Source organism: Shewanella sp. SM101 (assembly GCF_025654465.1).
GTDB classification, from domain to species: Bacteria; Pseudomonadota; Gammaproteobacteria; order Enterobacterales; family Shewanellaceae; genus Shewanella; species Shewanella oncorhynchi.
Genome location: NZ_JAKKRH010000011.1, coordinates 33,452 through 48,233 on the forward strand (window position 1 = coordinate 33,452; position 14,782 = coordinate 48,233).

Annotated in this window: 12 protein-coding genes; 5 read left to right on the forward strand and 7 right to left on the reverse strand. The window is 45.2% G+C overall.

Annotated elements, in window-relative coordinates; all coding sequences use genetic code 11:
• Window positions 1–37: 37 nt before the first annotated feature.
• The gene (radA, locus tag L5M38_RS07885; RefSeq protein WP_006082696.1) at window positions 38–1,402 is read left to right on the forward strand and encodes a DNA repair protein RadA; all 1,365 of its coding nucleotides are present in this window, start codon (window positions 38–40) and stop codon (window positions 1,400–1,402) included.
• A gap of 81 nt (window positions 1,403–1,483) precedes the next feature.
• Here the strand turns inward: radA and L5M38_RS07890 are convergent, their stop codons facing one another.
• Window positions 1,484–1,855 carry a PilZ domain-containing protein gene (locus L5M38_RS07890; RefSeq protein ID WP_105251715.1) on the reverse strand — a complete coding sequence of 124 codons (372 nt, stop codon included), beginning with the start codon at window positions 1,853–1,855 and terminating at the stop codon, window positions 1,484–1,486.
• A gap of 692 nt (window positions 1,856–2,547) precedes the next feature.
• Here L5M38_RS07890 and L5M38_RS07895 point away from each other — a divergent pair.
• Complete coding sequence (locus L5M38_RS07895) at window positions 2,548–3,900, forward strand: NCS2 family permease (protein ID WP_263146922.1); 1,353 nt, start codon at window positions 2,548–2,550, stop codon at window positions 3,898–3,900.
• A gap of 62 nt (window positions 3,901–3,962) precedes the next feature.
• On the opposite strand, the gene L5M38_RS07900 is transcribed toward L5M38_RS07895, so the two are convergent.
• The 3 genes from L5M38_RS07900 to L5M38_RS07910 all read right to left on the reverse strand — a co-directional run bounded on the left by L5M38_RS07900 (window position 3,963) and on the right by L5M38_RS07910 (window position 7,483).
• Complete coding sequence (locus L5M38_RS07900; RefSeq protein ID WP_113939315.1) at window positions 3,963–4,394, reverse strand: CBS domain-containing protein; 432 nt, start codon at window positions 4,392–4,394, stop codon at window positions 3,963–3,965.
• Between the two features lie 115 nt (window positions 4,395–4,509).
• Window positions 4,510–6,396, reverse strand: a complete 1,887-nt coding sequence (locus tag L5M38_RS07905; protein WP_263178732.1) for a lysophospholipid acyltransferase family protein — start codon at window positions 6,394–6,396, stop codon at window positions 4,510–4,512.
• Window positions 6,386–7,483, reverse strand: coding sequence for a UDP-2,3-diacylglucosamine diphosphatase (locus L5M38_RS07910; RefSeq protein WP_263178733.1), 1,098 nt, complete (start codon window positions 7,481–7,483; stop codon window positions 6,386–6,388). The genes L5M38_RS07905 and L5M38_RS07910 overlap by 11 nt, the downstream gene beginning before the upstream one ends.
• Before the next feature lie 577 nt (window positions 7,484–8,060).
• Here L5M38_RS07910 and L5M38_RS07915 point away from each other — a divergent pair.
• A complete protein-coding gene (locus L5M38_RS07915; protein WP_248085093.1) occupies window positions 8,061–8,495 on the forward strand; it encodes a hypothetical protein in 435 nt (144 codons plus the stop codon).
• A gap of 325 nt (window positions 8,496–8,820) precedes the next feature.
• Window positions 8,821–9,690: a hypothetical protein gene (locus L5M38_RS07920; protein ID WP_263178734.1), complete on the forward strand. Its 870-nt coding sequence runs from the start codon at window positions 8,821–8,823 to the stop codon at window positions 9,688–9,690.
• 217 nt (window positions 9,691–9,907) lie between these two features.
• On the opposite strand, the gene L5M38_RS07925 is transcribed toward L5M38_RS07920, so the two are convergent.
• Entirely contained in the window at window positions 9,908–11,266 is a 1,359-nt protein-coding gene (locus tag L5M38_RS07925) for a YjiH family protein (RefSeq protein WP_263178735.1), read from the reverse strand.
• A gap of 706 nt (window positions 11,267–11,972) precedes the next feature.
• On the opposite strand from L5M38_RS07925, the gene L5M38_RS07930 reads away from it, so the two are divergent.
• Entirely contained in the window at window positions 11,973–12,686 is a 714-nt protein-coding gene (locus L5M38_RS07930; protein ID WP_028761881.1) for a hypothetical protein, read from the forward strand.
• A gap of 36 nt (window positions 12,687–12,722) precedes the next feature.
• Here the strand turns inward: L5M38_RS07930 and L5M38_RS07935 are convergent, their stop codons facing one another.
• Window positions 12,723–13,610, reverse strand: coding sequence for a U32 family peptidase (locus L5M38_RS07935; RefSeq protein ID WP_263178736.1), 888 nt, complete (start codon window positions 13,608–13,610; stop codon window positions 12,723–12,725).
• Between the two features lie 37 nt (window positions 13,611–13,647).
• Window positions 13,648–14,658 carry a peptidase U32 family protein gene (locus tag L5M38_RS07940; protein ID WP_113939322.1) on the reverse strand — a complete coding sequence of 337 codons (1,011 nt, stop codon included), beginning with the start codon at window positions 14,656–14,658 and terminating at the stop codon, window positions 13,648–13,650.
• Window positions 14,659–14,782 lie beyond the last annotated feature (124 nt).

The window sequence follows — 14,782 nt, forward strand, 5'->3', positions numbered from 1 at the left end:
GTTACTTAAATTGATTTTATACAGATTTTAATGAGTTATGGCAAAGAATAAAACGGCGTACGTATGTAATGAGTGTGGACAAGACTTTCCCCGTTGGCAAGGGCAGTGTAGCGCTTGTCAGGAATGGAATACGATCACTGAGGTGAGGCTCGGTGCAGCGTCGCCTGGGCGCAGCACTAAGTTTGTCGGTTATGCCGGAGCAAGCAGCAATGAAGTGAAGACATTAGATCAAATCGATCTTAATGCCTTACCGCGGATCTTGAGTCATTTTGGCGAATTAGATCGAGTGCTCGGTGGTGGGATTGTACCTGGTTCTGCCATTTTGATTGGCGGACATCCAGGCGCAGGTAAGAGTACGCTTTTATTGCAAACTCTGTGTCATTTGGCCGAGCAAATGCCTGCACTTTATGTCACGGGTGAAGAATCGTTGCAGCAGGTAGCGATGCGCGCCCATCGCCTTGGTTTACCAACCAATAAATTGCGGATGTTGTCTGAAACCAGCGTCGAGCAAATTTGCGAAGTTGCCCTTAAAGAATTGCCGAAAGTCATCGTCGTTGACTCGATTCAAGTGATGCACATGAGTGATGTGGCATCGAGCCCTGGCAGTGTGTCGCAGGTGCGTGAATCCGCTTCTTACTTAACCCGTTTTGCGAAAGAAAATGGCATTGCCGTGATTATGGTCGGCCATGTGACCAAAGATGGCAGTTTGGCTGGGCCCAAGGTATTGGAACATTGTATCGACTGCTCTGTGATGTTCGAAGGGGATAGCGATAGTCGTTACCGCACTTTGCGCTCCCATAAAAATCGTTTTGGCGCGATCAATGAATTAGGCGTATTTGCCATGACAGAGCGCGGCTTAAAGGAAGTCGCCAATCCTTCGGCAATCTTCCTCTCTCGTGGTGAAGAAGAATCATCTGGCTCGCTTGTCATGGTGGTTTGGGAAGGCACCCGGCCCTTGTTGGTGGAGCTGCAAGTGCTGGTGGATAACTCAGCTATGTCTAACCCGCGCCGCGTGGCTGTGGGTATGGATGCAAACCGTTTGGCCATGTTGCTTGCCGTAATGCACCGCCATGGTGGTTTGCAGATGTCGGATCAGGATGTGTTTGTTAACGTGGTGGGCGGCGTGAAAGTAACGGAAACCAGTGCCGACTTAACCTTGCTGCTTGCAATGGTATCGAGTTTTCGCGGTGATATTTTGCCTAGCGATTTAGTTGCCTTTGGTGAGGTCGGGCTGTCCGGCGAAATTCGTCCTGTGCCCAATGGGCAAGAGCGATTAATCGAAGCCGCTAAGCATGGTTTTAAGCGAGCAATCGTGCCCAAGGCCAATGTGCCGAAAAAGCCTCCAGCTGGGATGGAAGTGGTGGGTGTTTCTAAGTTATCCGAAGCGCTAGAAGCGATTTAGCATCAAATGCTCGCGAGTGAGATTAACACCAGCAAGCAAAACAGCGCCATGAGGCGCTGTTTGTATTTGTGAGCTGGTGTTTTAAGCTGTGATATTGTGTTTTTCGATAAACAACATAAGTTCACGATTCAGCAAAGAAGCATCACCTAGGTTCAGTTCCACCATACGTTTTAGGTGGCTGATACTATCAACATCGATAAAGTTACACTTCAAACCTAATTGGGCATTTTTTTGATGGACCAACTCAGTTTCCATACGGATCTCAATGTCAGATTCTGGTAAGGCAAAACTGAGGGTAATAGCATCACCCGAATTAATAAAATTTTGCGGTTCTTCAACCAAGGCACCATTTAGACTCAAATCGAGAATGGTCGTCTCCCACTGTGCACCACCTTGTTGTAGATGTGCGCTCGTGGCAAATAGAATCCGCGAAAACTTACGCCTTTCGTCCATACCCAATCCTTTTTCTTTCATAGTCAGCTAAGTGTAGTCCCATCAGTACCTCTAAGCATAAGTCATATTGATGTGACTGTAAAAGCAGAGTAATTTTTTGTTCAATAAAGCTACCAAGATCGCATATTCACGCAGGCGGTGTGAATGACGAGGTGTTCGTTACATAAAGCGTAAGTGTGGCTCCTTGTACAACAACCCCTGTAACGTTAATACGCCAAGTATCAATACACAGTATCAAGGTTTGGTTGACTTGCCATATTCTAATATTGGGAGATAAAGGAGGGGGGAAGTTAGCGTACGTTTACGCGGCACTGGCAGACTCTTATCGTGATTAATGTGATATTAAGTAGCAGTTATTACATAGGTTTAGGCGTTTTTTTAAACAACAGATTTCAGTTTTTGCCGCTAATTTTTTATCGAAGTGTAGGCGATGTCTTAGCTATCTTTGGGAGATTCCAGTATCATCCGCGGCCAACAACGGCTGCGTCTACATGGTTAATGGCTTTTTAATCATCGCGAGGCATCACTGCTTGCAGATCATGGATTTTTCCCACAGTAGGAAAATGATGTGGATCTCTCACCCAAGTCTGATGGATTTGGGGCTCTAATCTGCCGCAGCCAGCGTCGCCAATTGCGTTTTAGGGTAATTGGTACCGACCCCATTTTAAGAGATCACAAGGTATAACAATATTATGTCTGAGCAATTGAGTTCAACAGCCGTATCCTCTGGTTCGTTTCTGGACCGTTATTTTTCTATTCAACAACGTGGCAGCACAGTTCGCCAAGAAGTGATTGCGGGATTCACAACCTTCCTCGCTATGGTCTACTCAGTGATTGTGGTGCCTAACATGTTAGGCCAAGCGGGATTTGATCCCGGCGCCGTGTTTATCGCCACCTGTTTAATTGCTTCATTTGGTTCTTTGCTCATGGGTTTATGGGCTAACTTACCTATGGCGATTGGCTGCGCTATTTCGCTCACGGCCTTTACTGCGTTTAGCTTAGTCCTAGGTCAGGGAATGTCGATTCCAGTCACCTTAGGCGCTATTTTCCTAATGGGTGTGACGTTCACACTTGTGAGTGTGACAGGTATTCGCCAGTGGGTGCTGGCGAATTTACCAAAGGGCATAGCCCACGGTACAGGCATAGGTATCGGCTTGTTTTTACTTTTGATTGCGACTAACAGTGTGCAGTTGATTGTGGCCAATAGCGCAGGCTTACCTGTGAAGTTAGGCGACATTAACAGCTTACCTGTTATCGCTACCGTTATAGGTTTAGCGGCGACAATTGGTTTAGAGCGCCGCGGTGTACCTGGCGGTATTTTGTTGGTGATTATCGCGCTATCGGTATTTGGTTTAGTGTTCGATCCGAGCGTTAAATACCAAGGTTTGTTCGCCTTGCCTGATTTTACCTCAGAGCATTCACTGATTGGTCAGCTCGATATTATGGGTGCCTTTAATCCTGTGGTATTGCCTATCGTATTAGCGTTAGTGATGACGGCGATTTTCGATGCGACCGGCACTATCCGTGCTGTGGCTGGCCAAGCTAATTTACTCGATAAAAACGACAATATTGTCGGCGGCGGTAAAGCCTTAACTTCAGACTCAGTCAGCAGTATGGTGGCAGGTTTAGTCGGCGGTGCACCAGCGGCTGTGTATATCGAGTCGGCGGCGGGGACTGCAGCGGGCGGTAAGACAGGTTTAACCGCGACTATCGTTGGCGTACTGTTTTTATTGATGATGTTTTTAGCGCCATTAAGCTACTTAGTGCCTGCCTATGCGACAGCGCCTGCTTTGATGTATGTGGGTTTGTTGATGCTGAGTAATGTGGCGAAACTCGATTTTGACGATAAAGTTGATGCCATGTCGGGCTTAACCTGCGCTGTGTTTATCATCTTAAGCTGTAATATCGTTACCGGTATTATGCTGGGTTTTGTGACACTGGTGGTAGGCCGTATTTGCAGTGGCGAATGGCGTAAACTGAAGTTAGGCGTGCTTGCCATCACCTTAGGTTTAGTGGTGTTTTATATGGGTGGTTGGGCGATTTAAGTTAGGCAAACTGAGTGAGTTGAACTTAGTTATTGAGAACAGAAGCGAGTGCAGTCTTAGGATTAGCACTCGCTTTGATTTTGTGCTCTGTACTCACAATAGGCACGTAATAAGTCTTTCCAAGTAACAATCCCAACCAATTTACCGTCCTCTAACACGGGTAAACAGCCTATATTGTTATCTAGTAACATGCGGGTAGCCGTGTCTAAATTGATGTGGGGTGCGACGGTAACCGGATTACGCGTCATCACTTGATGCACACGTTTTTGTAGGGTTTCTAAATCTCTTGCGGTTTCGGCGCTACTGCCCAAGTTCGGGCTAATCGCGCGCAATAGATCCCGCTCCGATAACACGCCTTCAAGTTGATACTCATCGACGACCAACAAGTGATGAAAGCTCGCTTGGTCGAAGATTTCCTTCGCCACAGTTAATCGATCGTCCATTTCAACCGTGACGACTCGGGTACTCATAATATCGGCGATAATGATCGGCATGATGATCCCCTGTTAAGCTTGCGCATCCTAGGATGCGCTCTGTTAATGCGCTGCATTACAGTTACTTATAACAGAGTGGTGCAAGTTTAGCCAACACCCATTACAAAGTTTTAACTCAAAGATCTTGGACCTCTAGCTCATCATCCGCTGTGATTGGCATCCGCTCCGATTCGGGCAAGTGTGCGCCTATGTAGCGTTGATACTTTTTACCTTTCAGTTTGTGGGTGTCCACCAGCACTAAGCCATCGATACAATCGCCAAAGTCGGCGTCGATACCAAAGGCGAGAAACTTAACCCCATCCGCTTTACACAGTTCACCATATTGTTTGTAGAGCGTAGGTACGGCCGCCCCCATACTCGCGAGCACTTGTTTGAGTTGCTTAAAGTTACTCTGATAATCCTCGGAGAAATACAAGTCATCTAACTTAGCTTTTTGGGATTTAGATAAGCCAAAGGGTGACATGGAAACTGCCATCTGCTGCGCAGGTGCAAATTCCCGCGCATAAAAGTGCACTAGCATTTCCCTAGCACTTCCAGGCAGTTGATTACTGATGGACACTGGGCCAAATAGATAACGATATTCAGGATGCTTGGCGAGATAAGCCCCAATGCCAAACCACAGATAATCTAAACTGCGTTTACCCCAATATTTAGGCTGCACAAAGCTGCGACCGAGTTCTAACCCTTGCTTCACAAAGGGCATAAAGCTGTCGGCGTATTGGAATAGGGATTGGCTGTAGAGTGCGTTGTTGCCATATTTTGCTAAGACTTGCTCACCACTGGCAAAACGATAGGCGCCGATAATTTCAAACTGCTCTTTATCCCACAACACTAAGTGTTGGTAGTAGGAATCGTATTTATCGATATCGCGGCGCTTGCCCGAACCTTCGCCTACGGCGCGAAAGGCGATTTCCCTCAGGCGGCCGATTTCCCGCATGATGGGATTACTGTCGTGGTGTTGGTACAGATAAATCAACTTGTTATCTTGCGTTTCCCCTAGAAGTTCACATTGTTGCAGTGCCGCTTGCAGTTCACGGCGCGATTCGGGGTGGGCGATAGCGCTCTGGGTGATAAACAGAGGATCTTTATCTTTGCCAATACGATACAAGTGATTTTTAAGCAGTTTTATCTTGGTCTTGAGTGGAAAGTCCATTGAGCGTACGGCTTCATTAGAAATGAGCTCGCCAATGCGGATCGGCATATTACGTTTAGCCTGCTTGAACATTTCCTTCACTAGCAGCAGTGTCGCAAGTGGCTTGTAAATCATAGATGCGCCGTAGAAAGTGGCAGAGTTTTTGGCATCTAAAAATATTGGCAGTAGGGGCGCATTGCAGGAAATCGCCATCTTTAAAAAGCCTGAGTGCCATTGGGTATCACGCACGCCGTTAGGGCGCAGACGCGAGACTTCGCCCGACGGAAAAATCAGCACTGCGCCTTCGTTACGCAGGTGCTGGTGGATTTTTTCTAAATGCTGTTTCGGTGTGCCGCCGGTCATATTGCGCACTGGCAGTAGGATTGAGTGCAGCGGTTCCAGCGCCATCAAGAGTTCATTCGCGACGACTTTTATATCAGGGCGAACTTCACTGATGAGTTTGATGAGCGCTAATGCATCGAGTGAACCTATAGGATGGTTCGCGAATATGACCACTCGGCCTTCACAGGGAATGTTTTCTATCTCGTTGGCGGGCACGGTAAAACTAAAGTCAAAACTCGCCAGCATTTGTTCGACAAAGTCTACGCCCTGTAAATAGGTATATTGACTGGCGATATCGTTGCACTGTTTTTCATTGAGCAGGTAACGCAGCATGGCCTTGGCAGGTTTAGCGAGCCAAGGTTTGTCATTGATCGCTGGCAGATTTTGTTCAACCACATTATCAACGGTAAAAATCATGTTATTCGCCTTGAACGGCACAGTATGCTTGTTATGGCTAAGGCTGCTGTTTAGCATTTGTTCATTGTATTCCATAGCATTATGTAATTGATTCATAGTGTTAGGCAACATCCCTTGGGCGAGTTTCGCCGGTATTTATGTTTGGCATTTGCTGCGCTGCCGTTTTTTGTTGCTTGTCTTTGTGCGTCTCAGGCGGCTGTTGTACCAGCGCTATACTGTTGAGAATATCGAGCTTGAGCGTTTGCTCGTTCCAGCGGCAAAGTTGTAATTCGCCGCTTAAGGTTTCTGTGATTAAACTGCAGTTTTCGACCCAGTCACCGTCGTTGGCGTAGATGATCTGCCTCTTTTCAGGGGGACTGAGTGGTGAGTAATATTGGGCTGCTCTGGGGTGAGTCGAGAGTTCGGGCTGATGGATATGACCGCAGATCACACCGTCAACATCAAAGTGCTGGGCATAGTTGAGTACCGCTTGACGGTAATGTCCAATAGCGGCTTGAGCCTTACCCACTTTGGACTTGATATAACTTGCCAGTGACCAATAGGGGTAACCTAAGCGTTCCCGCAAGCTATGGAGATTGCGATTGAGGAACAATAATAGGTCATATAAATGGTCGCCCAATATGGCGTAGAAACGGCCGACACACACATCGGCATCAAACTGATCCCCGTGGAGCATCAAGAGTTTATGGCCGCCAATTCCGTGGTGAATATGTTGGCGGGCAATTTTAATATTCCACAGGCTTAGCTCGGCGTAGGGTTTAATCAGTTCGTCGTGGTTGCCCGGCAGATAAATCACTTGGGTGCCGTTTTGTGCCAGTTCAATGAATTTCTGCAGTACCTTATTGTGGCTATCGGGCCAGTGCAGCTTACGTTTCAACGCCCATAAATCGACTATGTCACCGACCAGATACAAGTGCTGACAACGCACGGTTTCAAGCAAGCTGAGCAGGTAGTCAGCCTTGCAATCCTTACAGCCTAAATGGATATCTGACAACCAGAGGGCGTTAACTGTGATGCTTGCTGTATGGGTTGAAGTTAATGCGGATGGGGTAATAGCGGCACAATTGGATTGATTTGAGGATGTTGGTGCTAATGTTGGCGTTTGTGTTGAGCGATTAAAGATGGGAGGGGAAAGGCTGGGGTCATTTATCTCTTCCCGCGTAGACCTCTCAAGTTTCCTGAAATTAAATCCTGTCATCTCGTATTCACCCCATTAGGCTGTTAACGAATATGAGCTTAGTGGGGGGCTTTGACCGAATGATGAAGTTTAGATGACATGCAGATGACAAAAGGTGAATTAGCCTGGACTGAACCTGCAAGATTCACATCAGGATGCAATTAGATCCGATAGGTTGGTTTAACTTACTTCTGCCCCATTTCGTGTTTCGGCTCGTTAGCTCAACCGAAAATTCCCACTCCTGCTGCCATACAAATTCTTATCTATTTGCCTATGCTTGGCCTTACCAGAAATCGACTAACAATGTATGGGTATACAGTCGTATTTAAATTTAGGTGTTTTGGTATGATTTTCAGACAAAATCAGTGCGCACTAATTCCATTCGAAATAAATAAAACTCTTTAAAATCAGGTAAATATAGTAACTGAATTTTAGTTAATAGGTTTGGAAAACGCGCATGCGCGTTTTTCCAGATGGTGTATTTTATAAAAAGCTGATAACTTCTGCATAAACAGATAGTTAACTGTGCGCATTTTTACTGGTCTAACGTGATAAACGCGCATGCGCACTAATAAAATGTTAGCAGCAAAAGGTAGTCATGAGCATAATTTCTATTGGTGCCCAATGTGGCGGTCCCAAAGACGGCGGGCTAGGCAAGATAAAAGTTGACCTATATAAGGCACTGCGAAGCAGTTGCACATCAACGTATTGCAAAGAAATTGATGAATATGCACCTGTACTGAGAATAGATGGAGAATTTCAGAAGTTTGGCGATGAGGGTATAACCAGGCTGAGATTCGCAAAGAAGCAGCGTTACATAACCGCTGATATTCAAATTCCCAGCGAAGTCTGGGAGGTTCGATCCAAGAATGAATTACGAGACTATCTTGCACATAAAGTACGGGAAACAATTGTCACTTTTGTCGAGCGTCTTAGGAAAGATAGGTTGGAAGTGGACGCAGATTCTTTATTTAAAGAGGTTGATGCTGGAATTAGTATATTTAAAGGCTTCGATTACGAGGCCAGCAGCTAACAAGTTGCTGTACTCGGACTCAACTACGCGCCGTAAGCTTGTGGTTTGCTGCGCAAACTTTACCACAAGCTTACTCTGCTCCGTTGGGCCGGTAAGCAAGGCGTTAGCCCATAGAGATTTTCATCCGAAAATGACGAGTTAGAGTTAATAACCTAACTCATTTTTGTCCCTACTCGTGTCAGGCCGATCAGTTCTGGCACGTTTATGCCCCAAAGCGTGTTGTCGAGGTATTTGGCTTATAAATGACGTATTAGTCGGGTTACTTTGTGTTAGTTACTAACAGACGTATTATTCAATTAAATTAAAGGCATATGGGTGATTGGCTATGGCACTGAATTGGCTGGATAGAATATTCATAAATAAACTAACTAAGGCGTTAGCTATACCTACTCCTGAACTAATTCCCCGTAGCGGAAACAGTGGCAAGGAGATCGATTGTTATAGTGTTTATGTGACCGATAGTAGTGGGCTCTACCTTGCTGATGCCGTAGTAGATAATGGCAACAAGCTTAAAGTAAAAGTGTGGGATGAAGCCAAGAGAACCCATGACAGAAGTACGTTGTTAGATCTACAGAATCTGACTGTGCTGAACTTTACCATACATCATTATCATGGCTTGGTTACGCACACATATGAATCCCCATTTGATTTTTTGATACATGAGGTAACAGGGCTCTATAAGATACAGTCCAAGTATGCACTGTGGAGGTACGCTGTTCCTAGGTTACTACACTCAAAGAAGAAGCATAAGAGACCTGATAGAAGCAGGGTTCTACGTGCGATTATTGAATTGTCTGAAAATAACCACACACAGGCACTAGATGTGATGCTAATTCTGAATAACATCTATGGGATGTACGCTATCTTGCACCCTCAATACCCGACGTTAAAGCAAGCAACGCTATTAGTTATGAGATCATTGGCGGAATCGGGCGATATTGAACTTGTTAATCAATATGAGTGCAGGATTAAAGGTAAGACACTGACAACAATGGAACTGTTACAACTTGATGCTACTGAACGAAGAAGAACAAACGTGACAATGTGGCTAACAGTTGTATTAGCTATAACGGCGTTGTTTCAGGCAAAGCTGGTTATTACAGAGTTGGAATTGAATTTGGATAGCATTGTGAAAGGTGCATGGTTCTGGGTAAAAGAAACATCATCAGGCAAAGCTGATAGCAGTGGAATTTGACATTTGTGGATACGAGAAGTTATCTGAAAGAGGGATTCTGGGGAGCTGACTCTAACTATCTTTTGTCCAAAAGTGAGTTGTGTGGTGTCGAGTGGAGATTGTACGATTAAGTCACGCGATATAATCAAAACTGTCAGTTCGTGTATGAGTTACTACAAAAAAGGGGAGTCAGTTAACCTGACTCCCCTTTTAGCTGAGCTATTGTTGCCGTTAGCTTTTAGAACAATAAATGGGCTACACCTGCGATAACAGGCAGTGTCACTAAGGTGCGTAGAATAAACACTACGAAAAGCTCAACGAAGTTGACGGGGATTTTACTGCCGATAAGCAGTGCACCGACTTCACTCATATAGATCAACTGAGTCACAGATAAGGCTGCAATTACAAAGCGGGTCATATCTGATTCAATTGAGCTGGCAAGGATTGACGGAATAAACATATCCGCAAAACCGACTACGATTGTTTTAGAGGCTTCAGTGGCTTCTGGAATATGCAGTAATTCGAGTAATGGAATAAACGGCATACCCAGATAGTTAAATATGGGCGTGTGCTCGGCAATAATCAGTGCCAGCGTACCAATGGCCATTACCACAGGAATAATACCAAACACCATATCGACAACGTTTTTAATACCTTCATTTAAGACCGCTTTTATGCCACCAGCACTGGCGGCTTTTTCTAAGGCTTTATCAAAGCCCCAAGATAAGGCGCCATGTCCAGCGGGGATCAGCTCATCATCTGGCATGCGTGGTGTGTCATCTATGTAGTTGTCTTTCTTCCACGATAATGGTGGCAACTTAGGCACAATCACAGCGGCGGCAAAACCCGCGAGGCACACAGTCAAATAAAAGGGCACAAACATATGCTCTAACTTAACTTGTGAGATCACCACTAAGCTGAAGGTAATCGATACCGCCGAGAAGGTTGTACCAATAACTGCGGCTTCTCTCTGGGTATAAAAACGGGCTTCGTATTGTTTGCTGGTCAGCAAAATACCGACACTGCCATCACCTAACCATGAGGCCATACAATCGATAGCGCTACGACCCGGTAGATTGAACACGGGACGCATCACTTTCGTTAAGAGTGTGCCAAAGAGCTCGAGTAGGCCGAAGTTCAGCAGCAGCGGCAGTAACATACCTGCAAAGATAAATACCGAGAACAACACAGGTAATAAGTCGTTTAAGACTAATGCGCCAGTGCTCGAGGAGTTGATGATCTCTGGACCTAAACCTAAGTAAGTCAGTACGATAAACACTGCACTTAAGATCCGAGTCGTCAACCACATAGGGCTGACATTCAATAAACCATTAAGGAAGTGATTTTGTGTAACGAATGTGGGCTTAAACACTTTTGACAGCAAAGAGGCCAGCGCCGTAGTCACAACAATAATAGTCACAATGAGGGTTAGCACACCGCTCAATGCGCCTTGCAGTGCTTTAGATATGATAGCGATAGGAATTGTGATCGCATCGTTGTAGCTGATAGGGGTCATAAATAACAACAGACCAATCAGCGAAGGGACGATAAAGGTGAGTATCGTCTTAATGTTTCGGTTTTTATTTTCAGTAGCCAATGTTGTACACCTTAAAGTACGAGTCGTACATGGTAAATTTGAATAAATAGCCGCACGTAACAAGCTGTCGACGCTAATTAAGGTGCATTTAAATTCAACTCAAAAACGAGAATGGGGAAGATTACTCGCTTAGCTTCTCTATGTAAAACGATTCGCTAGTTAGTTTGATATAAGCAGCAAAACAGCATAGTTATTTTACTTTAGTTGTCGATAAATTAAGAGTGGTTATATTGGCTTGCATTACTGTAAAAGCATTATTAAACATGGCCTTAACATCATTTGCCTTAGGTGGGTTAACGACTGGTTAATTACTTGTTTACTGATGTGTGTGAAACTATCTAGATGTTATTTCTGCACAAAAAAACATCAGCAACTTTAGCGCTACCGCTATGTTGGCTGGTTTTCTGTTCGATTTGAAAGTGCAATAGAGATAACTCTGGCTATATAGCGTTGGCGAGAACCTGTTGTGCATATCGCGGTAATGTTAAGGAGCCTTGGGCACTAGGACACATTTTTATGCGATAAGCCTTTAAATCGACTTATCTCTAAAAGTGACCTTCTCCATTATCTTGATGCTTTTGTGATTGACTAAAAAGTCGCAAATAACGATGAAAGTAAAAATATTATTCATAAAGCGGATACCCGCCGCTTTAAATCTTCTCATTTCCATGTAAGTTAGTATTACTCCCATCCAGCTCTAGTATTCATGATCGCAAAAGTACAGAAGGTTACGATTAAAGGCGGCTCAACACTGGCCATTAAGTTTGGTTTTTTGGGGATCTTTGGGCTTTTAATTGGCATTGTTATTACTGTTTTGGGGTTCGATGATTCTGAATTCCATCGCTTCAATTTTTTGAATCACACCCTAAGTGAATTAGGGACTTATGGTCATTCGTCTTTCGCTGTCATTCTTAACGGTGGATTGTTTTTTGGCAGTTTAAGCCTCGTTTTCTATTGTTTGTCTTCTTTGCAGCAGGTGACTTCTTGCTGGGGATACCCTTTCTTTATCAGTTTGGCTCTCACTTTTCTGGCTTTAGCGAGCGTGGGATTATTTCCGGTGAACGTGTATCACTTGCATGTTCTTGGGCTGAAATGGTTTTTCTATCTGGGGAGTTTGAGTGCGATCTTCTATTTAGCCTTGGTCTGTTTCGGCAAGTCTAACTTTGGCCGTTGGACTGGGTTGTTGGCGTTAATAGTCTTATGTAGCATGTTGACGTTTCTGTATGCACCACAGCTCAATTTAGGTTTGACCGAAGGTGATAGACCGTTTTATCAGGAGATGGTATTGCAACTGCCGCGTCCTACTTTGTGGTGGCCAGCCCTACTAGAATGGATTGGACTGGGAAGTTTATTATGTTGGACAAGTGTGCTGCTTTTTAGCCAGTTAAGCTTCAGCCAAGATCCCAAAATCATTGGCTGAGTTATCTTTAAATTTAGGCTTATCTTCAGCTTTAGGCTATGGATTCACATGCACAGCAAGGCCCGCTTCACCAAACCAATAACCGTTGCACTGGGTTGTACCAAGTTTGCTATTCATCGAAAAATCCTGAGTATTTTTAGTCGCTTGAATCGTATCGACCAAAGCATTGGCTTTAGTGATGCAGTCAAGACTACTGGGTGATACTCGAAACACATCGACCCCCATTTGTGTCATTACCGCTATTTCACTGCGTAAATCTAAACAGCTAGCGGATTGGGTTTGAATTCCATTGAGCCTGAGTAAAGGCTGCTGCTCTTGGGTTTGCGCGAGTAGTCCTTTACTGTATTCACGGCACACCGTTTCGCAATGATCTTTCGTGAGCTGTTTGTGTCTAGCGGTAAAGCAGCGCGCCGAATGGGCGAGTGGTAAATAGCCGTGGCCGAGCACTTCCACCTCAAATGATGGCTGCTCTTGAATCACTTGTTGTAACCAAGCCTTAGATAGCTCCACTGGCATCACAAATCTTTGCATTCCAAACCGCTGCAAAATGTCTAAACTGGCGCGATTGTAGTTATTGATACTCGCGCCGCAGACAAAGGGCAACTTATGCTCTTTAGCAAGATACACTGCCGCCATATCGTTTGCTTCGACGATAAATTCACCGTTATCGACCTGGCGTTTGAGCTCAGTATATTCAGATGGCGCTTCGATTAAGGCGAGCGTCGAAAGCACGACTTCTTTACCCGCCTGCTTGAGCATTTGCGCCAGCTCTAGATAATCGCCCCACTTGAGTTCGCGTCTGCGGCTACAAACCGCCTCACCTAAATACACTAAGGGAATTTGACTGGCGGCGACTTGCTGGTAAAAGTCAGCGACTTGCTGTTTCTGCCAGCAATACAACAGTGGTCCTAGGGAAATCTTCATAAGGTGTCCTTTGTCAATCTTGCTCTCTATTTACCTTTTATTGCCAATCGCGCTCGTAGGCGCCAAGCGTAGTGATCTGACCCTCGGATACTTTCGCTAGGGCTTGTTCCCAATGGGGTTGATTTTGGCTTTGTGAGTACAGCGCTGGATTATTTAGATAGGTGTCTATGGCTTGACGCCATACTCGAGTGACTTGTTCAACATAGGCTGGGCTGCGTTGACGTCCTTCGATTTTCAGCGACACTATGCCAGCTTTGGCTAGCTCTGGAAGTAAGCTTAAGGTATTCAAACTGGTTGGTGATTCGAGTAAATATTGCGGCGAATCTTGATCTGCTGTGATGTAACGGCCTTTGCATACCACGGGATAACCCATTTGTTCGTCGAGGGCCGATTTATCAATTAACACATCGTTGAGCCGGGTTAATCTGTTCTGTCCTTCTTCTTGCCAGCGTACGTGTTTTGCTGGTGAACAAGATCCACCTGTGTTGGGCGATTGGCCCGTTACATAGGATGACAGCTGGCAACGCCCTTCGGCCATAATGCACAGACTACCAAAGGCGAATACTTCCAAATCCACTGGGCTGACTTTAGCAAGATCCCGTACTTGTTTCATGGATAACACCCGTGGCAATACTACTCGGGCGATGTTAAAGGCTTCCTTATAAAAGCTCAGCGCACCCAGATTGGTTGCACTGGCCTGCACCGATAAATGCAGTGGCAGGTTTGGATAGTGCCTATGGGCATAATCGAGTAAAGAAAGATCGGCGACAATTAATGCATCCATACCCAGTTTTGCCGCTAAATCGATAGCCTGATACCAACGATGCTCTTCACCGGGCTTTGGAAAAGTATTTAAGGTCAAAAAGATTTTCTTGCCGTGCTTTTGCGTCAGCTCAGTGGCTTCTTGCAATTTTGCGGGGGTGAAGTTTAATCCTGCAAACGAGCGCGCGTTGGTGTCGTCTTTTAACCCTAGATACACAGCGTCGGCTCCGGCATGTAATGCCGACTTTAGCGAGGCCAGATTTCCTGCTGGACACAACAGCTCCATAGTGATGCTCCCGATAAAATGATAGCCGCTGAGTGTAGGTAAGATTGAATGGCGATGAATTGATTTAAAACAGGTTTAAGATCATAAAATCCCGATAAACTGGGATATATCATGTTTTATTCTT